General features: G+C 46.0%; 24 protein-coding genes and 4 pseudogenes. 14 read left to right on the top strand and 14 right to left on the bottom strand.

The features are described 5' to 3' along the window. Positions 1–468 precede the first annotated feature (468 nt). From D0A34_19610 to cobA, 4 genes are all read left to right on the top strand, one after another. On the top strand, positions 469–2,004 hold the full coding sequence (locus D0A34_19610; protein UNU20788.1) for a serine/threonine protein kinase: 1,536 nt from the start codon (positions 469–471) through the stop codon (positions 2,002–2,004). A gap of 190 nt (positions 2,005–2,194) precedes the next feature. Further along, on the top strand, positions 2,195–2,878 hold the full coding sequence (locus D0A34_19605; GenBank protein ID UNU20787.1) for a manganese catalase family protein: 684 nt from the start codon (positions 2,195–2,197) through the stop codon (positions 2,876–2,878). Positions 2,879–3,124: 246 nt separating this feature from the next. After that, positions 3,125–3,862 carry a sirohydrochlorin chelatase gene (locus tag D0A34_19600; GenBank protein UNU22376.1) on the top strand — a complete coding sequence of 246 codons (738 nt, stop codon included), beginning with the start codon at positions 3,125–3,127 and terminating at the stop codon, positions 3,860–3,862. Next, entirely contained in the window at positions 3,859–4,668 is an 810-nt protein-coding gene (gene cobA / locus D0A34_19595; GenBank protein ID UNU20786.1) for a uroporphyrinogen-III C-methyltransferase, read from the top strand. The genes D0A34_19600 and cobA overlap by 4 nt, the downstream gene beginning before the upstream one ends. Positions 4,669–5,274: 606 nt before the next feature. Here cobA and D0A34_19590 read toward each other — a convergent pair. The 7 genes from D0A34_19590 to D0A34_19560 form a co-directional block, all read right to left on the bottom strand. Beyond that, entirely contained in the window at positions 5,275–7,527 is a 2,253-nt protein-coding gene (locus tag D0A34_19590; protein UNU20785.1) for an FHA domain-containing protein, read from the bottom strand. 336 nt (positions 7,528–7,863) lie between these two features. Next, positions 7,864–7,986: a photosystem II reaction center protein J gene (locus tag D0A34_19585; protein UNU20784.1), complete on the bottom strand. Its 123-nt coding sequence runs from the start codon at positions 7,984–7,986 to the stop codon at positions 7,864–7,866. 69 nt (positions 7,987–8,055) lie between these two features. Beyond that, on the bottom strand, positions 8,056–8,178 hold the full coding sequence (locus tag D0A34_19580; protein ID UNU20783.1) for a photosystem II reaction center protein L: 123 nt from the start codon (positions 8,176–8,178) through the stop codon (positions 8,056–8,058). A 9-nt stretch (positions 8,179–8,187) separates the two neighbouring features. Then, a complete protein-coding gene (locus D0A34_19575; GenBank protein ID UNU20782.1) occupies positions 8,188–8,325 on the bottom strand; it encodes a cytochrome b559 subunit beta in 138 nt (45 codons plus the stop codon). Between the two features lie 20 nt (positions 8,326–8,345). Continuing rightward, positions 8,346–8,594 carry a cytochrome b559 subunit alpha gene (locus D0A34_19570; GenBank protein ID UNU20781.1) on the bottom strand — a complete coding sequence of 83 codons (249 nt, stop codon included), beginning with the start codon at positions 8,592–8,594 and terminating at the stop codon, positions 8,346–8,348. 56 nt (positions 8,595–8,650) lie between these two features. Next, a complete protein-coding gene (locus tag D0A34_19565; GenBank protein ID UNU20780.1) occupies positions 8,651–9,664 on the bottom strand; it encodes a photosynthesis system II assembly factor Ycf48 in 1,014 nt (337 codons plus the stop codon). Continuing rightward, positions 9,651–9,986 (bottom strand): rubredoxin, encoded by a 336-nt coding sequence (locus tag D0A34_19560; GenBank protein ID UNU20779.1) that lies wholly within the window; start codon positions 9,984–9,986, stop codon positions 9,651–9,653. Before D0A34_19560 ends, D0A34_19565 begins: the two co-directional genes overlap by 14 nt. A gap of 162 nt (positions 9,987–10,148) precedes the next feature. On the opposite strand from D0A34_19560, the gene D0A34_19555 reads away from it, so the two are divergent. From D0A34_19555 to D0A34_19525, 7 genes and pseudogenes are all read left to right on the top strand, one after another. Continuing rightward, positions 10,149–10,511, top strand: coding sequence for an NAD(P)H-quinone oxidoreductase subunit 3 (locus D0A34_19555; GenBank protein UNU20778.1), 363 nt, complete (start codon positions 10,149–10,151; stop codon positions 10,509–10,511). Then, positions 10,502–11,224, top strand: a complete 723-nt coding sequence (locus D0A34_19550) for an NADH-quinone oxidoreductase subunit B (GenBank protein ID UNU20777.1) — start codon at positions 10,502–10,504, stop codon at positions 11,222–11,224. Before D0A34_19555 ends, D0A34_19550 begins: the two co-directional genes overlap by 10 nt. Further along, positions 11,217–11,720: an NAD(P)H-quinone oxidoreductase subunit J gene (locus D0A34_19545; GenBank protein UNU20776.1), complete on the top strand. Its 504-nt coding sequence runs from the start codon at positions 11,217–11,219 to the stop codon at positions 11,718–11,720. The genes D0A34_19550 and D0A34_19545 overlap by 8 nt, the downstream gene beginning before the upstream one ends. Before the next feature lie 165 nt (positions 11,721–11,885). Continuing rightward, positions 11,886–12,110: a type II toxin-antitoxin system HicA family toxin gene (locus D0A34_19540; protein UNU20775.1), complete on the top strand. Its 225-nt coding sequence runs from the start codon at positions 11,886–11,888 to the stop codon at positions 12,108–12,110. Further along, the gene (locus tag D0A34_19535) at positions 12,107–12,334 is read left to right on the top strand and encodes a type II toxin-antitoxin system HicB family antitoxin (GenBank protein ID UNU20774.1); all 228 of its coding nucleotides are present in this window, start codon (positions 12,107–12,109) and stop codon (positions 12,332–12,334) included. Before D0A34_19540 ends, D0A34_19535 begins: the two co-directional genes overlap by 4 nt. An 85-nt stretch (positions 12,335–12,419) precedes the next feature. Continuing rightward, positions 12,420–12,668 (top strand): DUF4926 domain-containing protein, encoded by a 249-nt coding sequence (locus tag D0A34_19530; protein ID UNU20773.1) that lies wholly within the window; start codon positions 12,420–12,422, stop codon positions 12,666–12,668. A gap of 168 nt (positions 12,669–12,836) precedes the next feature. Beyond that, positions 12,837–13,882 (top strand): annotated as a pseudogene (locus D0A34_19525) (IS630 family transposase). A 48-nt stretch (positions 13,883–13,930) separates the two neighbouring features. Here the strand turns inward: D0A34_19525 and D0A34_19520 are convergent. Both D0A34_19520 and D0A34_19515 read right to left on the bottom strand, forming a co-directional pair. Continuing rightward, positions 13,931–16,438, bottom strand: a complete 2,508-nt coding sequence (locus tag D0A34_19520) for an AAA family ATPase (protein ID UNU20772.1) — start codon at positions 16,436–16,438, stop codon at positions 13,931–13,933. Further along, positions 16,431–17,027: a hypothetical protein gene (locus tag D0A34_19515; GenBank protein ID UNU20771.1), complete on the bottom strand. Its 597-nt coding sequence runs from the start codon at positions 17,025–17,027 to the stop codon at positions 16,431–16,433. Before D0A34_19515 ends, D0A34_19520 begins: the two co-directional genes overlap by 8 nt. Before the next feature lie 170 nt (positions 17,028–17,197). On the opposite strand from D0A34_19515, the pseudogene D0A34_19510 reads away from it, so the two are divergent. Further along, a pseudogene (locus tag D0A34_19510) lies at positions 17,198–18,045 on the top strand (IS630 family transposase). Positions 18,046–18,577: 532 nt separating this feature from the next. On the opposite strand, the gene D0A34_19505 reads toward D0A34_19510, so the two are convergent. Both D0A34_19505 and D0A34_19500 read right to left on the bottom strand, forming a co-directional pair. Then, entirely contained in the window at positions 18,578–19,843 is a 1,266-nt protein-coding gene (locus tag D0A34_19505; GenBank protein ID UNU20770.1) for an ABC transporter substrate-binding protein, read from the bottom strand. A 137-nt stretch (positions 19,844–19,980) separates the two neighbouring features. Continuing rightward, a complete protein-coding gene (locus D0A34_19500) occupies positions 19,981–21,801 on the bottom strand; it encodes an efflux RND transporter periplasmic adaptor subunit (protein ID UNU20769.1) in 1,821 nt (606 codons plus the stop codon). A gap of 212 nt (positions 21,802–22,013) precedes the next feature. Between D0A34_19500 and D0A34_19495 the strand changes: the two are divergent. Then, a pseudogene (locus tag D0A34_19495) lies at positions 22,014–22,291 on the top strand (BrnT family toxin). Next, a complete protein-coding gene (locus D0A34_19490) occupies positions 22,254–22,562 on the top strand; it encodes a hypothetical protein (protein ID UNU20768.1) in 309 nt (102 codons plus the stop codon). The pseudogene D0A34_19495 and the gene D0A34_19490 overlap by 38 nt, the downstream one beginning before the upstream one ends. Positions 22,563–22,575: 13 nt before the next feature. Here the strand turns inward: D0A34_19490 and D0A34_19485 are convergent, their stop codons facing one another. The 3 genes and pseudogenes from D0A34_19485 to D0A34_19475 form a co-directional block, all read right to left on the bottom strand. After that, positions 22,576–22,902: an XRE family transcriptional regulator gene (locus D0A34_19485; GenBank protein ID UNU20767.1), complete on the bottom strand. Its 327-nt coding sequence runs from the start codon at positions 22,900–22,902 to the stop codon at positions 22,576–22,578. An 18-nt stretch (positions 22,903–22,920) separates the two neighbouring features. Continuing rightward, positions 22,921–23,031 (bottom strand): annotated as a pseudogene (locus tag D0A34_19480) (type II toxin-antitoxin system RelE/ParE family toxin). Between the two features lie 7 nt (positions 23,032–23,038). Continuing rightward, on the bottom strand, positions 23,039–24,307 hold the full coding sequence (locus D0A34_19475) for an insulinase family protein (GenBank protein ID UNU20766.1): 1,269 nt from the start codon (positions 24,305–24,307) through the stop codon (positions 23,039–23,041). Positions 24,308–24,505 lie beyond the last annotated feature (198 nt).

Raw genomic sequence — 24,505 nt, 5'->3', positions numbered from 1 at the left:
CGATCGGCAATTATCTCGCCCCCAGCAGTCATGCGGCCTGGGTTCGGTAGCTTTGGTAGCGTTCCGATTCGGCCGAGCGCATTAAAATAGCCTTATCAGCCCAGGCGCATCTAAATTTTACAGTCCAGTTTGATAAAACTCACATCTTGCACCCTTCTCAAGAACAGGCAAGATGCCTGCTCCACAAAGAATGAATTTCTTGTAGGGTGGGCTCTTCTAGCCCGCCCCTAAAAGCCTTATTGAGAATGGTGCAACATCTCAGATGAAATGCTTGTGGGGTTTCCCGCCCGCCCGAAAAATACAACGCAAGAAGCGGGACAGCTTATTCCACACTGCATGAGTTATCAACCATTCCTCTTCTCTCTCTTCTCTCTTCCCTCTTCCTTCGCGTCGCTTCGCGTCTTCGCGGTTCGTAAAAAAAACTCTTCTCCGCAATCCAAAATCTAAAATCTAAAATCTAAAATCAATATGAGCTACTGTGTGAACCCTAAATGTCAAAATCCTCACAACTCCAACGCCGCACAATTTTGTTTAAACTGCGGCTTTAACCTGTTGCTGAGACAGCGATATCGCCCAATTGAACTTTTAGGTAGAGGCGGATTTGGTAAAACTTTCCTAGCAATTGATGAAGACATCCCATCTCTACCCCGCTGTGCAGTCAAGCAATTTTATTTTTACGACCGCGACCCCAAAATTTTTAACAAAGCCGTTGAATTATTTCGGCAAGAAGGCGTCCGTTTAGACGAACTCGGAAAACACCCGCAAATCCCTACATTATTAGCCTGCTTTGAACAAGAAGGTCATATTTATTTAGTTCAAGAGTTTATAGGGGGATCGACTCTTAAACAAGAATTAGACAAGAGTGTATACGATGAAGAGAAAATTTGGCAACTGCTGCAAGACTTATTGCCAGTGCTGCAATTTATCCATGACAAGCGCGTCATTCACCGCGACATCAAACCAGAAAATATTATCCGCCGCCAATCGGACAACAAACTCGTCTTGATCGATTTCGGCATTGCCAAATTGCTGACTGATTCAGCCATGCTTCATCCAGCAACGCTCATTGGCAGTCAAGATTATGTAGCTCCCGAACAAATGCGCGGCCAAGTATTTCCTGCTAGCGACCTGTACAGTTTAGGGGTTACTTGCATTCGTCTAATGACGCAAGTTCCTCCCTTGGATATGTACGACTGCAACAACGAGCGCTGGTGGTGGCGCGAGTTTCTCCCCAAAGCGACGAGTATTAGCGACGAGTTAGGCGAAATTTTAGATAAATTGTTGCAAACTCGTCTCACTCAGCGGTACAGTTTTGCTACGGAAGTTTTGCAAGATATCCAAGCAGCTTTAGATATTCGCCATCAAAATTTGCTTTCGCCCCAAAAACAGATCGCTCCTGATCTCGGTAATACCGACAACTCAACCGATATCAGCGCACTACAAGCTCCTGATTCTTCAATTTTACCCACCAATGCCGTCCCCAATTCGGCAGAAAATTTGTCCTTATCTGTTACTTCAAATACTTCAAATCTCGATTCAACCCTAATTTCTGCACGGGGAGTTGATTATACCAAACTGCGGGATTTTTTGTCTCACAAAAAGTGGAAAGAAGCCGATCGCGAAACTTGGGGCTTGATGTGTCAATCTCTTTCCCAGCCACCGGGAACTCAGCTAGAAATAAGCCAAATTTACCAGATCCCCTGCCAAGATTTGCAAACAGTCGATCGCCTGTGGCTGCACTACAGTCAAGGTCGGTTTGGCTTCAGCGTCCAAAAGCAGATTTACGAAAGCGTTAAGGGAGACTATATCAGATTTTGCGATCGGGTCAACTGGCAAACCTACAATTCTACTACTACTTTAGGGCAGATTAAATTTAATCAGCAAGCACCAATCGGACACCTCCCATCTCGCAGTTGGGTTGGTGGCATTCAGTGGCTGCAGCATCTCGATGCCCTGTCTGCAAAATTAACCGAGTGCGACAATAATGCCGCGTGTAAATTGTAGTATTTATACCGACTAACTAGCTAAAATTTTAACTTTAAACTCTACCTGAAAGCAGAGAAATTTATCGCGAGAGATGTATCCATTGACCGAGGCTCGGTGCGATCGCTTGTCGCACAATGGATGCTGAAGGCGAACACAGATAAAGTCTGCGATCCTGAGACACAACAGAATTAAAGAGAGGTATCAATCCATGTTTTTTCACAAAAAACAATTAATGGCTGCGGTGACTGTAGACGAAGCCAACCCCCGTTTTGCCCAATTGCTGCTAGAACAGTTTGGCGGAGCAACCGGAGAACTGACAGCAGCTCTGCAATACTGGGTGCAGTCATTCCACTGTGAAGATGCAGGGATTAAGGATATGCTTCAAGATATTGCGCTCGAAGAATTCAGCCACTTAGAAATGGTGGGTCAACTCATCGAAATGCACACCAAAAACGTTGACCAAACAGAAGCTTACAAAAGCACTTTGTTTGCGGTGCGCGGCGTAGGTCCACACTTGTTAGACAGCCAAGGTCAAGCTTGGACGGCAGCTTATATCAACGAAGGCGGGGAAGTGGTACGCGATTTGCGCGCTAATATCGCTGCGGAAGGAGGAGCTCGCCAAACCTACGAAGAGTTGATTAAACTAGCACCGGATATGGGAACGAAAAAGACGCTGCAGTTTCTGCTGACTCGCGAAATTTCTCACACTCAAATGTTCATGAAAGCTTTGGAATCGGTGGGCAAACTCACCGATCCGATGTTCGGCAATATTCCCCCCGATTCCACTGTGGATCTCTACTTTAACTTGTCCACAAATGGCAAGGATGAACGCGGGCCTTGGAACTCGGAACCTACTTTCCAATACATTGCCGATCCCGCTCCCAAAGCTTAATTTGAGATTTGTGTAACCTGGGTGGCGAGTGAAGATTTAAGCCCAGTATTAAGTAATTTTTAAGCCGCGCCCCTTCTTTTGTAAGGTGTGCGGCTTATAAATTTTAAGCCCAGTGTTGAGTAATTTTTAAGCCGCGCACCCTAGAATATCGAACTTTTGTGTTGAGTAATTTTTAAGTCACGCGCCCCACGGTGTTATAATTATTTGAAATCCGGATCGAACATTAACATCCAATCTATATTGAAATTGCGATCATCCACCTATTTATTAGTTTCTCACGGCAGCCGCGACCCCAGACCCCAACAAGCTTTGGAAAACCTAGGTCAACTGCTGTCTCAAAATTTGGCTGACTCCTTCCCCGCAGTAGCAACCGCCACCTTAGAACTCGGGCCCGCACCGCTACACGAACAAATTTGCAGTTTTGGCGAACGTACCCTGTCGCTGGGACTGACAGAATTGCAAATCCTGCCTGTATTTTTATTGCCGGGAGTTCACGTCGCCGAAGACATACCGGCAGAGGTGGAAATTGCCCAAAAAACTTTTGGTGACAAGCTAAAAATTGAATTGCGCCCGCATTTAGGTTCCCAGAAAGCAGGCTTAACACAATTGGTAAAAAGTCAGATGCAAGAGGTGACTTTTCTCCCCAATCTGCTATTGCCTAAATGGATTTTATTATCTCACGGCAGCCGTCGCCCCGGAGGTAACTCGATTGTTGAGGAAATCGCCAGCCAACTCGGTGCACAAACAGCGTATTGGTCGGTAAAGCCGAGTTTGGAAGAGCAAATTGAGAGTTTGGTTCGTGGTGGACAGCAGCAAATAGGGATTGTGCCATACTTCTTATTTAATGGAGGAATTACAGATGCGATCGCCAAAAATGTCGGACAGCTAAAGCAGCAATTTCCTGCGGCGGAACTTCATCTCGCAAATCCTCTAGGGCCAAGTGTAGAATTAGCAGAGTTAATTAGGGATTTAATTCAAAAATGAACCGCAGAGGCACAGAAGAGGTAAAGGAAGAAAGAAAAATGTCTTTAGGAAAAGTGTATTTAGTAGGTGCGGGACCCGGAGATCCGGGTTTGATGACCTTGAAGGGAAAAGCTCTGTTAGAGTGCGCGGATGTGGTGATTTACGACGCTTTAGTCAGCCCTCAAATTTTGGCAGCAATCAACCCCCAAGCAGAACGAATTGATGCCGGAAAACGCAAAGGCCGCCACTCATTAATGCAAGATGAAACAACTCAGTTAATGATAGAAAAAGCTGGAGATAATGCGATCGTAGTTCGTCTCAAAGGCGGCGATCCTTTTATCTTCGGCCGCGGTGGCGAAGAAATGGAAGAGTTGGTAAAAGCTGGAGTGTCGGTAGAAGTCGTCCCCGGCGTAACTTCTGGGATTGCGGCCCCTGCTTATGCGGGAATTCCTTTAACACATCGATCGTACAGTTCCTCTGTCACCTTTGTCACCGGTCACGAATCAGCGGGAAAATATCGACCGGAGGTAAATTGGCAGGCGATCGCCCGCGGCTCCGAAACCATTGTAGTATACATGGGAATCCACAATTTGCCTTACATTATCGGTCAGTTAACAGCAGCCCAATTGAGTGCAGAAACGCCCATAGCGTTAGTGCGCTGGGGAACGCGGCCGGAACAAGAAGAATTGATCGGAACTTTGGGTACAATTGTAGAGCAAGTTGAGGCGACTGGATTTGCAGCACCTGCGATCGCAGTAATCGGAAATGTCGTCAATTTGCACTCAATATTGTCTGGCTGTCGGCCCGTTTCTCAGACTGTAGAATAAGCGGGAGGATGGGGTCAGAAGCGCTCTAATTTCGATGCTTTGATTTCACTGCGTCTGATTTGGATCGCCAGCGGGGACGATCGCACGCTTGATGTCATTCCTGGAGGCATCAATGACATATTTATGTCATTGCTCACTCTTGAGCGTTAGCTTTCGCGATCCGACGGAAAGCAATTGCAGCATCTTTTTTTCATGGGTTTTGCCTCCCGGAGTGGATGTCACTTCAAGCGCGCGGAAAATCTCGCCGTTTGTTGGCAATCATCGCGCGTTGTTGGGGGATAATTTGATAGTATTTTGGTGGGGCGTTTGTTGAGGCTGTGCTTCCTGAGTTTCGGTTGCATAAATGTTGGTTTCGATTCCTCTACAGCAATATAGACTATTTTCTCCTTTGCCTTGGTCGCCAGAAACCTAAAAAATTTTAATCAACAGTTGATCTGAGATTTATAGAACTTGCATATACAGCAGATTCCACGTGTATGAAGTATACCCGCTTATCGATCAATCCCCCTAGGGACACGGCGAAAGCCTTTGTCCCTACTAAGCTGTACCGCATTTAAATTGTATATTTCAATGCCGTATCAAAATTCGTCCAATCCCCGCATCCACTCAACGCGCCACTTGCCGCATATACTCCCCCCACAACTGAGCGGCATTTGCACTACCTCCCCCAGTCGGAGAATTATCATCATTTCCCAACCAAACTCCTGTCACCAGTTGCTGACTTGGAATATAACCGACAAACCACAAATCTCTATTATCATTAGTCGTGCCTGTTTTTCCCGCTTCTCCCAACCCCAAAGCAGCACTGCTGCCCGTACCTCCGCGCACAACACCTTGCAGCATATCAGTCATCGTATCCGCTACGGCTTCAGAAACTAACTGCCGATTGGCAATGCCATCTTTTTGATAGTCATAAATCACCCGGCAACTGTTAAAATCATTTCTATCTTTGCAATCGCTGCTGTCAATAATTCGCTTAATTACGTGGGGACGATTTCCCAAACCCCGATTGGCCAAAACCCCGAAAGCACCCGTTAATTGCAACACATTAACTTCACTTTCACCTAATACTAAACCAGGATTAGAACGCAGTTCAGAAGTAATCCCCAAACGTCTGGCCATTTGCACTACATTGTCTAAACCGACATCTTCTTGTGCTATTCTCAAAGCAATTGCATTTTCCGACAACGCTAAGCCGCGATACATATCCGCACTGCCGCTGGTTCTTTCGCAGCCGCTGTAACTTTGTCCGCCCCAGGAAAGGGGGGCGCAAGAATAAGTTTTATCGGCTGAGATTCCCCGTTCCAGCGCGGCTGCATAGGTGAAAATCTTAAATGTAGAACCGGGCTGTCTCAAAGCTTGGGTAGCCCGATTAAACTGACTTTTTAAGTAATCTACGCCCCCAACTAAAGCTAAGACTTCCCCGGTTGCAGAGTTGAGAGTTACCACTGCTCCTTGAGAAAAACCTGCACTGGCTCCCGCATTTTCAACAGCATTTCTGAGGGAACTTTCCGCCAACTTTTGCAAGCCGGGATTCAAACCTGTTTCTACAATAAAATTGCCTTCTCGGGCTAACTGTTCCCCCAGCAAAAACTCCAATTCGTCAAATACATAACTGTAGAAATAAGGAGCGATCGTACTTTGCAGATATTGGCGAGCTTTGGGATTGATCTCAATTCGCGATCGCCTCGCGCGATCTGCTTCTTCCTGAGAAACCGTCCCCAGTGCCCGCATCCGTTCGATCACTCGATCGCGGTACTGCACCGCCAATTGATAATTTTGAATCGGATTAAAACTGTTTGGCGCCGGCAAAATGCCCGCCAAAGTTGCCGCCTCTGACAAAGTTAAATCCTTCGCCGATTTGCCAAAATAAAACCGAGACGCATCCTCAAAACCGTAAAGGTCAATTCCTAAGAACACGCGATTTAAATAAGTCAGCAACAGCTCATCTTTGCTGTAATAAGTCTCCAGTTTAAAAGCAACTACGGCTTCCCGCAACTTGCGTCCTGCCGAATCTTGAGTTCCCACATAATCTCGAAACAAACTCCTCGCTAACTGCTGCGTCACAGTGCTGCCGCCTTCGCGAATTCCTCCCCCGCGAACATTGGTCAAAAGCGCCCGCAAAACCCCCAGCGGATCGACCCCCAAATGCCAATTGTAGCGGCTATCTTCCGAAGCAAGTACCGCCTTGGATAAATAAGGCGAAAAATCCTGCAATTTTTTTAATTCTAAGTGAGCGTTATTCTGAGGAGGACGCAGCGGAGTTTGCCCGTCGCGCGCGTAAACAATCACCGGACCATTGATACTTCTGGGCAGAGGCCGCACTTGAAACTTTGTCGATTCCATCCCTACCAACACGGCAATCAAAGCGGTGATTCCGCTGACGCCGTAAAAGCTGTAACGCACCAGTTCCAAATACCAAGGCGGCGGATATACGTACTGAATTCTGACAGCGGCCGCTAGTTCCGGCGGCCCTAAAGTGAACACGTCTCCGTGACGCAGGGACATACTTTTAACTCGCCTTTTGCCATTGTAAATGCCGTTGGTGGAGTCTTCATCTTTGATGACAAAAGGAGTCCGCCGCCGAGTATCCCGCGACAGAGATAAGTGCACGTGACTGACAACGGGATTGCGAACTACAATATCTGAAGATTTGGACGATCGACCTAACAAATATCGATCGCCCAACAGCGGATAAACCTCAGCTTTAGCTGCACCCGCATCCTGTACCCACAGTTCGGGTACTTTGGCGTTTGGTTTCAGCGCTAGCTGGTTAAAATTAACCTTGGCAATAGTCTGGACTGCTTGGGTAATCGCACCCAAGACGGTTTGAGGTTTGCGGGGCGGCGGTGGGGTCATATTTCGCTGTGCACTACGATCGAGCGATCGGCTCTTGCACCATTCTACTCGCAACTTTTGGCTAATTTCAGGATCTGCCCCACAGAAGGAGGCGATCGTCGGCTAGTGGTGATCGATTTTGGGGTGATTGGTGAATCCGCCCGGAATCCGTTTATTGAGCAAATCTCTACCCAACCACAAAAAATCCCGCTATCACGAGATAATTAAAATATCATAAACTTGCCCAAAAATCAACACTTTAAATCAAATTTATTCCTAATTTACCAACACACTTTAAGTAATTAAAACCCCCCTTGAAAAAGGGGGGTTAAAAGCCGAAAATCCGCTTAATTCTCCTTACATCGAAGAACCCAAACCGGCATAAGCACCGTAGAAGAAAAGACTCACAATGCTCAGAACACCGAGACCGGCGACAGTAGCTACCAGCCACAAAGGAATTCTGCCACTTTCACTAAACATAGCCATCACCTCACTAATTTACAGCTAAACACATTCGGTCGAACTATCGAAAGCAAACTCAGACACCAGTTAGTTAAAGAAATAACTGGAAAACAAAATACCCAGAGTAAAAATCAGCAACAAACCCAAATACAAAGAAGTCCGGTTTAACTCAACAGGCTGCTCGTTGGGATTAGGAAGGCGTTCAGGCATTGTAAACTCCTATCGTTGAATAAATTGCATTGCTGCGATCGCGCCCAAAAAGAAAATTGTTGGGACACCTAAAGTATGAACTGCCAACCAGCGCACCGTAAAAATCGGATACGAAATTGGCTCATTATTTGGGGTTCTGCTCGTCATTTTTCCAAATCCTTGTTAAATTACTTGGCAATGAACTGATCTACTTGTTTCTTAGCTTCAAAGCGATCCGAGATAATCGGCACTTCTTCCCGCTGCGGTGTGAAATACTGGTTAGGGCGAGGAGTTCCGAAAGCATCGTAAGCCAAACCCGTTTGCACAAACAGCCATCCAGCAATAAACAAAGCTGGAATGGTGATGCTGTGAATTACCCAATAACGGATACTTGTAATAATGTCCCCAAACGGACGTTCTCCAGTTGTACCAGCCATTTAGAATCCTCCTTTCAACAACAAATTGACAGACAATCTCTATTACTATTCTACTATCAAGCAGCTTGTGCTGAACCTTGATATTTAAGTAAAGTACCGCTCGCGCCGATCACAAATCCGCGATCGGGGCCCATAAAGACAATCCTGTAAAAATTAGCGGGAACATCTTCAACTTCGCGGTCTTTTTGCCAAGTTTTCCCGCCGTCCAAACTGCACAGCAAATTGCCGCCGCCGCCGGCTACCCAAACTTCATTATCAGTCCGGTAAGCCATGTCCAGCAAACCCCAACTCGCCTTGCGATCGGGAAAAAACGGTTTTCCCCAACCTTCAGGATTGGACGGGTCGCTAAACTGAATCTGACCACCGCGGGCGAGCATCCACAAACGCCCATCCTTGGTAAAGCCCATATTTTGCAGGCGTCGAGAACTATTGCGGTTGTGAGGTTCCCAAGCTTCTTGTCCGGGTTTCCACACAGAGTAGAAATTGCCCTTTGAGGAAACCGCAACATACTGCCCGTCTTCAGAACGGTTGATATTGCGAACTACTCCAAAAGAATCCTGCACGACAGCTTTCCAATTTTTGCCGCCGTCAGAAGTCCGGTAAATCGCCCCGACATCGGTCGTCATCTCGGCGGAATTCGGGCCCAAAGCCGCGACCTTACTCGGAGAACCAGGCAACTGACTGCTCAAAGCAATCCGCGTCCAAGACTTACCCTCATCCTTCGTGTGGAGCAAAACAGAAGGCTGGCCGACAATCCAGCCTTCGGAACCAGAGAAACTCACCGACGCAAAACGCGACCTCGGATCGTCGATATCCAGTGCTATAGACTTCCAGCTAGTGCCACCGTCAAGGGTTTCGAGCAAAGTCGCCTCAGAACCCACAACCCAGCCGTGCTGAGGATTGCCCGTAAAAGCAATATCCTGCAAATTAGCTTCCGTCGGCAAGGAAATCACTTGCCAGGGGTTGTAACTCACAGAACCGATGGTGCTGCAACTCGTACAGATAAGCGCAGCGGCCAATAACATTACAATTCGTTGCCAAAATCTCACAATCGTTTTACTGCAAACCATACATACTAAGTAACAACAAGAAACCAACGACCAAGCCGCCAAAAATCAGCAAACTTTTCTGACCTTCGGTCATGCCGTTGACACCGACACCGTAGCGCTGATTTGCCTTAAATCCCGATACCCCTTCCATCTGACCGAGATTTTGAAACGCCGACTTGCGCGCTGCGCAAACGGGACAGACCCAAGTTTGGGGCAAATCTTCAAAAGCCGTGCCCGGGGCAATGTCATTTTTAGGATTCCCCTTTTTCGGATCGTAGACGTAGCCGCAGGCGCGGCACTCGTGCCGATCGAGGGTTTTTGTTTCAGTGGCTCGATCGCTCATAGCTCCAAAAGAGTAGGTAAGCTAATCTTAAAATATACATTAAAAATTATTGCAGAAGATGGACGATTAATCTCAACCAACTCGTAATTTTAGCTACCCAAAATCTATATAATGTAAAGACTAAGTTACAGAACCCTTTCACCTAGGCAGTAATTATTCACCGTGTTTGCACTCAGCGGCTACGAGTATTTCTTAGGCTTCCTGTTAATTTCCAGCCTAGTCCCTATCCTCGCCCTCACGGCGTCTAAGGTACTGCGCCCGAAAAGTCGTCCCTACGACCGACGCACTACCTACGAATCCGGTGTCGAGCCGATCGGCGGAGCCTGGATTCAATTCAACATCCGATATTATATGTTCGCCCTGGTCTTCGTCATCTTCGACGTAGAGACCGTCTTCCTCTATCCTTGGGCGGTTGCTTTCAACCAGCTAGGACTTTTGGCTTTTATCGAAGCCTTGTTTTTTATCACGATCCTCGTTATTGCTCTTGTCTATGCATGGCGCAAAGGAGCCTTGGAATGGTCTTAAGTTCTGACAAATCACAAAAAGCGCTGATCAACCCTGTCGAGCGCCCGGAAGTCACATCCCAACTCTCAGAGAACGTCATCCTGACAACAGTGGATGACCTCTACAATTGGGCGAGACTTTCGAGCCTGTGGCCGCTGCTTTTCGGCACTGCCTGCTGCTTCATCGAATTTGCAGCTTTGATCGGATCGCGCTTTGACTTCGACAGATTCGGCTTAGTACCGCGATCGAGCCCCCGGCAAGCCGACTTGATCATCACCGCCGGCACAATTAACATGAAGTACGCCCCCATCTTGGTGCGGCTGTACGAACAAATGCCGGAACCCAAATACGTGATCGCGATGGGCGCTTGCACCATCACCGGCGGAATGTTCAGCATGGACTCCACCACAGCAGTCAGAGGCGTTGACAAACTGATTCCCGTAGACGTGTACATCCCCGGCTGTCCCCCCCGGCCAGAAGCGATTATTGACGCAATTATCAAACTGCGGAAAAAAATCGCCAACGATTCCATGCAAGAACGGGCCAGATTGCTGCCCACCCACCGCTACTACACCAGACCCCACAAAATGAAAGTAGTAGACGACATTTTGGACGGCAAATACTTGTCAGTTCCAGGCCGGATTGCGCCGCCGAAGGAATTGACAGAAGCAATGGGAATGCCAGTACCGCCGGCCCTGCTTGCAGGACAAAAACAGGAGGTAAACCGTGGCTGAGCAAGAATCTGCAATTGTTGAAGCCGGGAAGGTTTCCCAGTGGTTGACTCAGAATGGGTTTGAACACGAAGCTTTAGCGGCCGATAATTTGGGCGTGGAGATATTAAAGGTCGATCGAGAATTCTTAATTCCGATGTCAACAGCACTGTATGCCTACGGGTTTAATTATATGCAGTGCCAGTGCGCCTACGACCAAGGGCCGGGACAAGATTTAGTCAGCGTCTACCACTTGGCTAAACTGACAGACAATGCTTCCAAGCCTGAAGAAGTCCGCGTCAAAGTATTCATCCCCCGCGAAGATCCCAGAGTCCCATCAGTCTACTGGATTTGGAAAGCAGCCGACTTTCAAGAGCGGGAATCCTACGATATGTACGGCATTGTCTACGAAGGACATCCGAATCTAAAACGGATTTTGATGAACGAAGATTGGGTAGGCTGGCCGCTGCGGAAAGATTACATTTCCCCTGATTTTTACGAATTGCAAGACGCTTATTAAGGAAATTTTGAGTTTTTAGCTCAAAATACAGTTGGTTATTTTGCACCCACTTCTTTGAGGAGTGGGTACATTTTTTTGTGCGTTTTTTTTTGAAATGTTGATCAAAACTTTTTGGGATATGATGAAAGTGTACCCGTCACCTTGCTACATTTTTGATGTCTGCTTATGCCCAAAAAGATTAGAGAACTCAAAAGCCTGTTGCTAAAAGCTGGGTTTACTTATCGTTCGGCAAAAGGCAGTCATACAAGATGGGTTCATCCTTTACTACCTAATGAACCAATTACCATTGCTGGAAATGATGGCGATGATGCGAAACTGTATTTAGAGAGAGAAGTTAATCGAAAAATTGGAATATTGAAAGCAATTGAAGAAGAGGAGTCTGAATCATGAAATTACCTTATATAATTGTTATTCAATGGTCAAATGAAGATAACTGCTACCTAGTTCACTTACCTGATTTTCCATCTCAGCCGTTCCACACTCACGGAGATACCTACGAAGAAGCTTTGCAGAATGCAGTGGAGGTATTAGAGCTTTTAGTTGAAGAATATCAGGCAGATGGTAAATCTCTCCCAGCACCTAAAACTTTAGTACAAAACTTGCTGTTTGCTTGAGCATAGATTTGAAGTCATTGAGCATGATTCGGAGATTCCGAGATTAACAACCTGCTCTCCTTTGTAGTGCCTGGAGGTAATAAGAGTGGCAAAGAATACAATTAAATTACTAGATGTTGTTGCCTTGACAGTTAACATTCCTGAATACAACTTCTGGCGCGGACAAGTAGGGACTGTGGTTGAACTGTTGGCTGATGGTGCAGCGTTTGAAGTTGAATTTAGCGATCGTAACGGACGCACTTATGAATCTGTCGGGCTGCATCCAGAGCAAATCATGGTGTTGTACTTTGAGCCAGCATCACCGGATCGCAAACCCGAAATGGTTACAGCATAAGCGACACAATAACTTGCTGGCTTTAGTATAAGCTGATATCTTGTAAATGTAAAAGCATTTCAATCGCCGAATCATCAATGCGGTCACTTAAGTAGGTCGGCGCAAAAAAACCGAAGTATGTTAAAATAAGTAAAGAAAGAGAATACATCTACTGAGGTAACTCAATATATGGGCGCTAGATTAAGGGTATTCCTGACTCAACAACAAGACAAAACTCTATTAGAACTGAGAATTGCGGATGTTCCACAAAAAGTCAAAGATAGAGCAGAAGTAATTAGATTAAATGCACATGGCTGGTACGTTGAAAAAATAGCTGCTCATTTTAACTGGACTCCACAAACAGTGAGAGAGGTTTTACATAAATGGTCGCATCTAGGCATGGAAGGGCTTTGGGAATCGCCTGGTCGAGGGGCAAAACCCAAGTGGAAAGAGTCAGATATAGAGTTTTTAAAAGAATGCCTCAAAAACGAACCACGTACATATAACAGTCTTCAATTAGTCCAGAAATTAGAAAAAGAACGTTCTGTTAAACTAAGTGCCGACCGATTAAGACGGATACTAAAAAAAAAGGTTTATTTGGAAATTCGCTTAGAAAAAGTCATAAAGGAAAACAAGACCTCATAGTACAAGAAACGAAGCAATCCGACTTAGATATGTTGCAATTAGAGGCAGCGGCGGGAGGAATTGACTTAAAATATTTAGATGAATCAGGATTTTGTGCGTGGAGTGAACCTGGTTATACTTATTACCAAATAGGTGAGCAAAAACGGTTGGAACAAACGAAACGGCGTGGTCGCAGACTAAGTATTGTCGGACTTCTTCAACAGGGAATCAGTTTTGTTTACGGTTTAATCATTGGGGGTGTTGATCGAAAAGCTTATATCAAAATGATGGAACGAGAAGCCCAGGAAGCTGCTGAGATTGGACGACGGAGAGTAATCGTACAAGACAACGGCCCAATACACCGATGCAAAGAAGTCCAAGAATTATGGCCGCGTTGGGAAAATCAAGGTTTATATATCTTCTTTTTGCCCAAGTATTGTTGGGAAATGAACCCCATTGAATTGGAGTGGCAACACATTAAAAAAGATGAATTGGCAGGACAAATGTTTGATGATGAGTTAGAACTCGCCTACGCCGTAATTCATGGAGTAGAAGTTAGAGGACAAAGGGGAAATTACACTACACAACGTCTTAAGTTTAACTCCAATTAGGTAACTTAATGTTTTGTTACATAGATAGGTTTTTTACCGCCTACCTACTTATTGCCGACTTTGAATCTCTACAAACTTCTGGAATAGCGGTACTTGAAAACGATAACCTTTTTCAGTCACCTCCAGCACTTCTTTCTCCACAAGTCTCTGCCATGAACGACTTTCTGCTACCGCTAAAACTGGTTCTTTGATTAATTTATGCAAAAACTCTCGTTCTGATTCCGTTAATTCTTGATAGCGTTCTCGAAATGCAGCCCCCCCTTGTTCCAAACTTTTGAGAATCGCAGCCTTCACGTCCCCTTGTGCTAATTGCGTTTGTTTTTCCTGATTTAACCTGCTCTTTTCTCTGTTTATTGCATTCAGGCGATCGACAAGTACGCGACACATCAGTTGTACATAATAAGGTTGACACCGCGTTAAGTAAATAATTTCATCAATCGCGCCCTCTGTATAAATGTCAGGAAAATTATCAATAGGATGCTGAATTAAATCCCGCGCCTCTGCTTCCTGCAAATACGTCATCCGTAAAGATTGTGTATTAATCAAATAATCGTTCCAATAAGGATTTAGTTCGTCCAAAGTATGGGAACCGCTGAATAGCAAAATCCAATTAGCGCGGTGCTGCAAAATGTAGCGCAAAAAGTTCAGGGGCGCTCGACTTCCCGTATGTTCGACTACTTCTTCCAACCGCTCAAACTCATCCATACACAACAAAAATCGCTTTCCGGGCGCAAATTTTTCAATTTGCACAAACCATTTTTGGAGAGCCATAAACGGATCACTCTTTAGCGATTCTCTGTCAATGGCGGGTAATTGCAAATTGCGGTTGCGCCGCGCCGGTTCCACAATTTCATCAGCGATAAACTCGGCTAAACCGCTCAAGGTTGTTGCCGCGGCTGCACCCTGAAAGTCGATCGACAACGGCACTAATTCTGAGCCAACTTTTTTAGGTAAAAACTTGAGGGCGGAGGTTTTTCCGGTGCGACGACCTCCATACAGCAACAATACAGGTGGTTGAGAGGAACGAGCCAAAGACTCGATTTCTCGAAATACGTCCAAACGCCCTTTGAAGCGACTGCTAGAATTTTCTGGGTTGAGGGCTGGCCCAGCGACATAAACTTGCGGGATTTCTGCTGAATCTAAAGCTGCTTCCTCTAGAGTTTGTCGGGATGTTTCTAAGATACTCAACCACCGCTGTACAATGCTGGCAAAGCTAGTTGCTAAAGCTGCATTTTTGCCTAAAACCAGACTTTTTCGCAAACGATTGAGTTTAGTCAAAGGTGTTGCCAGCATTTCGGATTGAAGGTAGGCAGAACTAGCATTTTTGGCAGCGCAAACATCTTGGCTGATCTCCAAAAATTCAGGTAGTACGGAACCGATTTCGGCTGGCGGTGGTGAGGGTATCCAGGCAAGTTGTTCGGTAATGGCAACGATATCTTGAGAGTTCTGACAGCAGTTGAGGGTATCAATGGCAATTCCCACCATTGCCTTTAATGCTACTTTCTGTTGGTTAGTTGAGTTAATGAGATAATTGATGGTTTGTTGGGCTGCGACTGGGTTTTGCTGATAAGCTTTGACGATAAACGAATCTATCAAAGGCATCGGTAAGTGAATGAGTTGGTCGAAGTACGGTGGGAGACACCGCAGCCATTTTGCCTCGTCTCCCTCTGGCACGAAACGCAACAAGAAAAACATCCACAGTAATTCTGGAATCCAGAAATAAACTCGCAAAACGCCGAGAATCGAAATTACACCGTAGACTACACCGACAGTCATAATAGCCGTAACAGATGCCAAATTCAAGAAACTCAACGTCACGCCGAATGGCACAAAGGATGCCCCAACGAGCGCTCGCAACCCTGCATCCAATGGCACACGCCACCCCACACCCAAGGTCGTACCCCAGGTCACACCCCAGATCGCAGCCACACCAAACGCTACACCAGAAGATGTCACACCCGCTACGCCAGATGCCACACCAGACGCCACACCTAACGCCACACCGAACGCCACATCGAAGACCGTACCGAACGCTACACTAGGTCCCATACCAAAACACATACCGTACATCAAACCCAACAGCACAGAAAAAAATGAAGGTTGTAAAATCAATCTCTGTATTTCAGGCATGAATAGCTGCTCGGTAATTATCGCAAGGGTAAAACTAAACAACATCGACATAACCATTAGTATCAATCCGATTTGCAAACTACTATTAGTACCCCGTATTATCCGGTTTGCCAATAACCATCCCATCAAAATAAGACTGCTTCTCAACCAATTAAATGGCTCGACTACCAGCGAATAAATAATTCCAACTAGCAGTACAGCTATTAAAGGAATGACTACCATCAAAAGCCAAACTTGTCCCGCATACCGCGGCAACTTAGGATTCCCGCTAAACTCCGCCCGCATACTAAAAGGATTAGTATCAGATTTCAAATCGGGGTGAATTTCCCGCAGCCACTCCGCCAAAGTAAAAGGTTTAAAGTAAATCCAGTAGAGAAGGCGAAGGCATTCAGCTAGATAATTCCAATTCATATTGATACTAACCATCACACCACTTGCCTAACACCGGACTCAAACTGCCACACAAAAATTTTTTGAACAAATCAGAAAAATAATTTCCAGGAATCATACCTGTTAGACACATCATCGCCACAACGATCAGACTCAGACCCATTACCCAAGCAAAGATGTCATCCACTTTCAGCCCGAAACGTTTAGTTAAATTGCCAACCCAAATTGGCACATCCAAGACTAGCCAGCGCAGCCACTGCCCCAATTTCTGAGGGCGCTTGGGTGGAGTTGGCCATTGTAAAACTGCCCCTGCTTGGGATTGAAACTGCTGCTTTGCCCACTTCACATCTTTACGATATTGTTGCGCTTCCCAGAGATATCTTCCGGCTAATTGCAAACGCACAGGATGCCGTTCTCCCCACTCCAAAGCTAGACGCTGATTTGTTTCAGTTAAAGCTGGTATAGCACCTGCTATTGTTCCTTTAGGCAACTCGACCAATTTTTGAGCTTCGGCTTCTGAAAACTTTTCCAATGGCCACACTGAACCGACGTTGAAAAAAGAAGAGGTCAGTTTATGTTTGGTGCGGTAGGAATCAAGAGTTTCTAGAGAGGCTAATACCAACATCAGGGCGCTATTGTTGATTAAGGAATGAAGATTGTCATAAAATCCTTCATCAAATTTTTCGCGATAACTATCCTGAAACAGCGCTTCAAATTTATAGTCATTTCAAATAAATCTGAGACAAATGCAAGATGATGTAAAATCAAGAAAAATTGTTAACTCGGAGCCGAAAAATGGCATACAGTCTAGATTTAAGAAAAAGAGTAGTGGATTATGTGGAAAATGGAGGGGGTATAACTAAAGCCGCCGCCCTGTTTAAAGTAGGAAGAGCAACAATATACAGATGGCTAGGGAGGGAAGACCTTCGAGCCACTAAGGTAGAACACCGTGAGCGAAAGATAGACTGGGAAGCGCTCAGAAAAGATGTAGAAGAAAATCCCGAAGCAAGATTAATAGAAAGAGCAAGGAAATTCGGGGTGAGAGCGAGTGCCATATGCTATGCCTTAAAGAAAATGAAAATTACGAGAAAAAAAAAGAATATCGTTATAGAGAAAGGAATAGAGAAGAAAGAATACAATACTACCAAACACTGAGAAATTTAATTAAAGCTCATGGGAGTAAAAGCCTTGTATTTATTGATGAGTCAGGGTTTGAAGAGTTTCATGCTTGTGTTTATGCGTGGTCAAAAAAAGGAAAAAAAGTATATGGGGATAGACAAGGAAAACGCGGAAAGAGAGAAAATTTAGTAGCAGGAAGAAGAAAAGGAAACAAGGACTTGATTGCACCTATGGTCTTTACAGGGAGCTTGAATGCAGAAAGTTTTGAAGGGTGGTTAGCTTTATATTTATTGCCATCTTTAACAATACCATCAATATTAATCATGGATAATGCACCGATTCATCGTAAGACAGCAATTAGACTGCTGGTGGAGGAAGCAGGCCATCAGATACTTTTTTTACCAAAATACTCTCCTGACTTAAATGATATTGAGCATGATTTTAGTGCATTAAAGAGAGCTATAATGTATTCGCATTCTGCCACATCTCTTGATGAGATTATTCGCGCTTATTGTGCAACTTAGTGTCTCATTTTTATTTGAAATAACTATATCTATACATAACACTGGTAATATTGTCTCTGCCTCACAAAGTCTAATGGCTTTAGCAAAGGTACTGCGCTCCCAATTGGAAGCGGAAAAAGCTGTAACTAAACTTGGCTTAGCTTGAATAACTGGCGCTTTCCTCAACTCTTCAGCAACTCTTTGATAGAAAGTATTTTCAGTTTGGCATTCACCATCTTGAAATGATAAATAAATGACAGCATAACGGCTGGAAGCGTATTGACGATGATTGCGACAAATTTGATAAAAACGCCAAAGTAGGGATGACTTGCCAATTTTATGTGGCCCCACAATATTAACGCTGGTTGGCTGTGGGCCTGTCATCTGAGATTGAATAAATTTTAGTTCATCTTTGCGCCCCACAAAGCAATCGCGCTTTTTCAGCATAGAGGGTGCAGAAAACGGACAGGGAGATGGCGAAGGGGGAGCCATAGAGTTATTTGACTAGAGCAGAAGCGGATTGGTAGATTGATGATACACTACCTTACGCTTTTCAATCATTCCGCAAGGCTGCGATCGGATCTAAGCGAGCGGCATTCCGAGCCGGCAATACTCCAGCTAACAACCCCACGGTAAAAGACAGCCCAAAACCCGCTGCGATCGACCATACAGAAACCACAAACGGAAATTTGAACGCTGTCGAGGCCCCAAAGGCGATCACAATTCCCAAGCCAATACCCGCTGTACCCCCCACCGTGGAAACTAAAATAGATTCCGCCATGAATTGAATGAGAATTGCTGCATTAGTAGCGCCTACCGCTTTGCGAATCCCGATTTCCTTAGTGCGTTCCACAACAGACACCAACATAATATTAGCAATACCGATGCCGCCAACCACCAAAGAAATTCCGGCGATCGCTCCGATCATAACCGTAAATAAACCTATCACATTGCTAAAAGTATTAACGATTTCAGCTTGATTTACAACTCGAAAATCATCCGGTTGTGGCGGATAAATATTGTGGCGCAAGCGCATGATATTTTCCACTTGAAATTGAGCATCCGCTAAATCCGCTTCGCCGGCAGTTTCCAACCAAAAACCCGAGATCGCAATCCCCGCTAAAGAATTTCTCCCCACAATCCGCGAAGACATATTTTTGAGGGGAATATACACTCGATCGTCCTGATCGGTTCCCCCTACAGACCCCTTGCTTTCCATCACTCCAATGACCTTGTAGCGGTTTCCCTGAATGCGAATATCGGAGGATAGCGGATTAGCTCCGGCTCCAAAAAGTTCGTCCCGCACCTTAGAACCGAGGACAACTACTGGCTCAGCAGCATTCAATTCATCCTCGTTAAAAAACCGTCCTTCTTGGGGCTGAATGTTCTTCACATCTGGATAGTTTAAATCCGTTCCCAAAATAGCAGTAAATGAGTTTTGTCCGCCGTAAACGACTTGCACTTGGCGCTGCAAATAAGCCGAAATTGCCTTGACAGCAGGAGCTTGTTTGCCGATCGCCCTAGCGTCATCCCAAGTAAGAGTAGTAGCAGAACCGCTTCCCTGACTGACACCGCCCGATCGCGAAGCGCCGGATAAAACCAACAGCACATTTGTACCCAAAGCCTTTAACTGTTCTTCAGTTGATTTTTGTACTCCCTGTCCCACCGAAGTAATGGCAATTACCGAAGATATCCCAATAATTACGCCCAGCATAGTTAAACTGGTACGCAGCTTATTATTCCACAGCGCCTCTGTCGCCATGAACGCGATTTGAACGTTAGAGATTTTGTTGGTGCGGGGGCGAGTCTGTAATTTCATGTTATTATTGATTAGGCATTGGGTATTGGGCAGTGAGCCGAAAAGCATAGGCAATTAAAACCTTATTCCTTATTCCTTCTTCCTTTTCCTCCTTCGCGCCCTTCGCGCCTTCGCGGTTCAATAAAAAAATCAAAACCCTAACGCAACCGCGTTCCACCACCCGGTTGCAAACCCGGAATCCCGCCCGACGATGGATTTTGGGATCGAGGCCGCAATCCGGGGGGTAAACTAAGCAGCACTTTTTCATTTCCTTTCAAACCCGATCGCACTTCCGTCTTGTCATCCACCGTCATACCAGTCTTAATCGGCATAAAAGCAGGTTTACCCTCTTCTCCACCCGCAACAAAAACCCCCGTTTCCCTTTGTTGGCGGACAATTGCCGCAGTCGGGACTACCAAAACATTTTTGAGCTCACCAGCCTTAAACTCCACATTCACATTCATGCCCGATCGCAGCATTTGTTTATCATCATTAATAATTGCCGCTTTTACCTCAAAACTTGTTACATTTTGCTGGACGATCGACTGAGGCGAAATTTGAGTGATTTTACCTGTAAAAGTCTTTCCGGTAAAAGCATCGGCTTGAATAGACGCAGCCTGGCCGATCTTAATCTGAGAAATATTAGTCTCTGCTACGTTTGCTACTAATTGATTTTTGGAAGCTAAGGACAAAATCGAAGAAGAAGTCGCCGAAGAAACCGCACTACCTGCAGTCGTGGGAGTCACAAAAGCGCCCGGATCGGCGTACTTGCGGGTGACAGTGCCGGTGAAAGGAGCCCGCAGCACAGTGTCGTCGATCAGCGCTTGAACGCTTTGCAGGCTGCCTCTAGCGGCTAGAACTTGAGCGCGGGCTTGGGCGATGTCTTCGGGGCGAGAACCAGCTTCTAGCAGCGCCAAAGCTTGCTGTTTTTGCTCGACGGCGGCCTGCCCCGCAGCGATGTCTTCCGGGCGTGCGCCCGATCGCGTCAGGGCCAAAGCTTGCCGTTTTTGCTCCACAGCAGCCCGCCCTGCTGCGATGTCTTCCGGGCGTGCGCCCGATCGCGCCAGGGTCAAAGCTTGCCGTTTTTGCTCCACAGCAGCCCGCGCCGAAGCGATTTCTTCGGGACGAGTACCCGCTTGCAGCAAAGCTACAGCTTGTTCGGCTTGCCTGACTTGCGTTTGACCTCGATCGCGCGCGGTGCGGGAGTTGTTCACAATTTGCAAAGCAATGGCTCCGGCATTATAGAGTTCCTGATTTCTCTGAAAGTCTTCCTCTGCTTGGTTTTGACCGTATTCGGCATCTCTGAGTTTGGCAATTGCTTGGGCGATGTCTTCAGGGCGATTGCCCTTAAGCAATTTTTGTAAATTTGCCTGTTGTTCAGCTAGTTGTGCCTCGGCTACGGCAATATCTTGGCTTCGATTGCCGTTGAGCAATTTTTGCAACGTTGCCTGTTGTTCAGCTAACGCTGCCTCAGCTACAGCAATATCCTGGGTTCGATTGCCGTTGAGCAATTTTTCCAGACTTGCCTGTTGTTCTGCTAACACTGCCTTAGCCACAGCAATGTCCTGGGTTCGAGTGCCGTTGACCAATTTTTCCAGGTTTGCTTCTGCCGCTGCGAGTTGTCCGCGAGTTTGGGTAAGTTGCCCTTGGAGGTTGGAGTCGTCCATGTAGGCGAGAATCTGCCCTTTTTCAACCTTATCTCCTTCCTTGACAAGCAAACTTTTGAGCATTCCTGAAGTTTTGGGGCTGACGTTAACGGAACGTTCGGGCACTATTGTGCCGTTTGCCGAAATAGTAATCGGCAGGTTCACCCTTTCGACAGCAACGGTTTTTTCCTTGCGCCTGGTTTCGCGGGTGGATTTGACTGTGAGTTGGCTGTAAGCTGTGTAGCCGACTCCTGCAAGCAGGGAAGCGGCCAGGAGTCCGCTAAGCCAGGGAGTCAGCTCTTTTTTAATCTGAAAGTGCTTTACTAAGTACATATAAATTAGACCTGATGGGTCTGTCTTGAATTTAGACCGATCGGGAACAGAAAAGGTTCAATTGAAGTCTCACTAGGTTTTTTCCCGTGTTTAATGCTTGCGGGCGATCGAGTTTAGATCCCAACATCGATCTCCTGTGCAGCATAAAACCTGTTCAGCCAAAAGCGTGATAATAAAGGAAGATAGTTTAATCTGGCATACCCTAATCCTTCATGCAATTTGAGTGAGACGAAGCGAAAAACCTTGAAAACATCCGTAAACATCAGATTAATTTTGCCGATGTTCCCGCGATGTTTGATGGTGAAATGCTGATTGAGCTAGACGATGTTTTGATTGTGGTAAAGATCGCTGGTTGGGAATCGGTTTTCTCGGTTCTGGAATAGCGGTAGTAGTCTGGACAGAACCTCAAAACAATGTAATCCGAATCATTTCAGCGCCAAGAAGTAACCGTCATGAGCAGAAACGATTTGAACATGACCTCTGGTACTAACTGGGCAGCCTTAGAGTCAAGGTCAGAAGAGAATATCGACTACTCAGATATTCCACCGCTAACCGATGAATTTTTTGAAAGAGCGACTTTACGTATTCCAGCCGATCGCTCCCACAACTTAGTTCAGCTTGATCCAGATGTGAAGCAGTGGTTTGAGGCTCAAGGAGAACAGTATAAAACTTTAATTAACAACGTTTTACGCCAATATATAGAGAACAATAACACAACCCAGCACTCACCAGAGGCGTGCGTTTTAAGTGGTGGTGCATAGTATAGTGGGGGAGTTATCGGTCTTTCTCTCCTACCTGAGCAATAATTTGCCCTATATCTTGAGGCGTTGCACCTGTTGTCAGGAGGGCGCGTATTAACAGTTCAATAGAAACCGAATCGTCGCCATTTTCAGCTTTGGCAATACTAGGTTGGCTGGAGTTGATTTTCTCAGCTAACTCTGCCTGTGTCATCAATCTTTGCCGACGTTCTTTGAGATTAAGACTGAGGGCTAACTTAATGTCAATTAGGATCGATTCCTCTGGTGAAAGTTCTAAGACTTCCGGGGCTGATCCAATCTTCCAGCCTTTATCTTCTAGACGCTTCTTTTTGGAAATACCCATAACATTAGTCCTCTATAAATGAGGCATTACGAGACCTTCACCTTGCTGCAAGTGTCTGAGAATCACACCAGCCTCTATGCGTGCTTCTTGGCTAAACCGATCGAACTTTTGAAAAGTTCGATCGCCAATTTCCTACTCAACAAACAGCCGCTACACCCAACTCTGTAATCGCCGCCTCCGGGCCCACCAAAGAAATATACGGTTCTACAAAATATTTCTTAGCAGCATCCCGCGCTTGTGAAGCTGTCACCTGTGCAATTTCTTCTTGAAATTGCTGGTCAAATTGAATTCCCAATCCCAAAATTTCATACCAGCCTAAAACTTGGGCAATTTGCGAATTAGTTTGTTTTCCTAAAGCATATTGACCGAGCATTTTATTCTTGCAAGCTTGCAATTCTTCCTCGCTTAGTTCGGTGTTGGCGAGTCGATCGACTTCTGCGCGCAATCCTTCAAAAGCAGTCGCCGTATTTTCCGGCGCAGTACCCATGTACACGACAAACTGAGCCGTGTCCAAGCGCGTCGCGTAGAGCGCGGAAACGTCGTAAGCCAAGCCCCGCTTTTCGCGCAATTCCACAAACAATCGGCTCGACAAACCGTTACCCAAATAAGTATTCAGCAACTTAATCGCTGCATAGTCGGGATTTTTGACAGAGGGTGCGAGGTAGCCCAGCATAATCACTGATTGCTGCGTATCTTGCGCCGTAACGACCGATTCAGGGGAAGGTGACAGAGGGGGGACGGTTAAAGTTGGTAAAGGTGTTAAAGGCGCTTTCCAGGATCCAAAAGTTCGATCGATCAGGGCGATCGCATCTTCGGTCGATATTCTGCCGGCTACAGAAATAACTACATTATCGGGACGGAAATAGGTTTTGTGGAACTGTTCGAGCTCGTTTCTGGTGAGCTTTGACATAGTAGCTTCCGTACCCAAGGGAGAGAAAGCATAGGGGTGTTCCTGGTACATCGCGTGCCGCAATTGCTCGAAGGCGATCGCAAATGGCTGTTCTTGTTGCGATCGAATTGCCGATATAGCAATGCGGCGTTCAAGTTCGACTTCAGCTTCCGGGAAAGTCGGCGATCGCGTCAATTGCGCCGCCAACTCCAAAATCTCCTCAAAATCCGCAGAAACCGTCTTCAAACTCACTAAAAAATAGTCTGTAGTAGAGTCGGCGCTCAATCTCGCTCCCACCGATTCTACACGCTCGGCAATTTCCAGCGAAGACAGGCGATCGGTTCCCTTAGTCATTACCGCCGACAGCAAGTGACACAATCCTGCTTGTTCCGGCTGCACGTAGCGACTGCCGGCCCGCAGGAATATCCTAGCTGCAATAATATCCGCTGCTGGATTTTCTGCTGCTAAGACAACAATACCGTTGTCTAAAACCGTGCGCTGGATTTCATTTTTCATGGTTAATTTAGTTGGGAACTTGTACTGAGAGTAGCTGAAGTATTGGTAATTGAAAATGGGTAATGGGTAATTGGTAATTGGTAATTGGTAATTACTTGATTGCCATTTTTCTATTTTCCATGCGGATCTTGTAGGATGTCATACCGGGCAGGGCCTGACCCCCAACATCTAAATGTAACAACATCTATCGCGTAGGGT

It is taken from the genome of Microcoleus vaginatus PCC 9802 (genome assembly GCA_022701275.1).
Taxonomy (GTDB): domain Bacteria; phylum Cyanobacteriota; class Cyanobacteriia; order Cyanobacteriales; family Microcoleaceae; genus Microcoleus; species Microcoleus vaginatus_A.
This window is presented reverse-complemented; position numbering and strand designations above follow the sequence as displayed.

What these genes read in the sequence shown, in the direction of transcription:
- D0A34_19610 (UNU20788.1), top strand. Translation starts at nt 469, where the DNA reads ATGAGCTACTGTGTGAACCCTAAATGTCAAAATCCTCACAACTCCAAC.
- D0A34_19605 (UNU20787.1), top strand. Translation starts at nt 2,195, where the DNA reads ATGTTTTTTCACAAAAAACAATTAATGGCTGCGGTGACTGTAGACGAA.
- cobA (UNU20786.1), top strand. Translation starts at nt 3,859, where the DNA reads ATGAACCGCAGAGGCACAGAAGAGGTAAAGGAAGAAAGAAAAATGTCT.
- D0A34_19590 (UNU20785.1), bottom strand. Translation starts at nt 7,527, where the DNA reads ATGACCCCACCGCCGCCCCGCAAACCTCAAACCGTCTTGGGTGCGATT.
- D0A34_19585 (UNU20784.1), bottom strand. Translation starts at nt 7,986, where the DNA reads ATGTTTAGTGAAAGTGGCAGAATTCCTTTGTGGCTGGTAGCTACTGTC.
- D0A34_19580 (UNU20783.1), bottom strand. Translation starts at nt 8,178, where the DNA reads ATGCCTGAACGCCTTCCTAATCCCAACGAGCAGCCTGTTGAGTTAAAC.
- D0A34_19575 (UNU20782.1), bottom strand. Translation starts at nt 8,325, where the DNA reads ATGACGAGCAGAACCCCAAATAATGAGCCAATTTCGTATCCGATTTTT.
- D0A34_19570 (UNU20781.1), bottom strand. Translation starts at nt 8,594, where the DNA reads ATGGCTGGTACAACTGGAGAACGTCCGTTTGGGGACATTATTACAAGT.
- D0A34_19565 (UNU20780.1), bottom strand. Translation starts at nt 9,664, where the DNA reads ATGGTTTGCAGTAAAACGATTGTGAGATTTTGGCAACGAATTGTAATG.
- D0A34_19560 (UNU20779.1), bottom strand. Translation starts at nt 9,986, where the DNA reads ATGAGCGATCGAGCCACTGAAACAAAAACCCTCGATCGGCACGAGTGC.
- D0A34_19550 (UNU20777.1), top strand. Translation starts at nt 10,502, where the DNA reads ATGGTCTTAAGTTCTGACAAATCACAAAAAGCGCTGATCAACCCTGTC.
- D0A34_19540 (UNU20775.1), top strand. Translation starts at nt 11,886, where the DNA reads ATGCCCAAAAAGATTAGAGAACTCAAAAGCCTGTTGCTAAAAGCTGGG.
- D0A34_19535 (UNU20774.1), top strand. Translation starts at nt 12,107, where the DNA reads ATGAAATTACCTTATATAATTGTTATTCAATGGTCAAATGAAGATAAC.
- D0A34_19520 (UNU20772.1), bottom strand. Translation starts at nt 16,438, where the DNA reads ATGGTTAGTATCAATATGAATTGGAATTATCTAGCTGAATGCCTTCGC.
- D0A34_19515 (UNU20771.1), bottom strand. Translation starts at nt 17,027, where the DNA reads ATGTTGGTATTAGCCTCTCTAGAAACTCTTGATTCCTACCGCACCAAA.
- D0A34_19505 (UNU20770.1), bottom strand. Translation starts at nt 19,843, where the DNA reads ATGAAATTACAGACTCGCCCCCGCACCAACAAAATCTCTAACGTTCAA.
- D0A34_19500 (UNU20769.1), bottom strand. Translation starts at nt 21,801, where the DNA reads ATGTACTTAGTAAAGCACTTTCAGATTAAAAAAGAGCTGACTCCCTGG.
- D0A34_19490 (UNU20768.1), top strand. Translation starts at nt 22,254, where the DNA reads ATGAGCAGAAACGATTTGAACATGACCTCTGGTACTAACTGGGCAGCC.
- D0A34_19485 (UNU20767.1), bottom strand. Translation starts at nt 22,902, where the DNA reads ATGGGTATTTCCAAAAAGAAGCGTCTAGAAGATAAAGGCTGGAAGATT.
- D0A34_19475 (UNU20766.1), bottom strand. Translation starts at nt 24,307, where the DNA reads ATGAAAAATGAAATCCAGCGCACGGTTTTAGACAACGGTATTGTTGTC.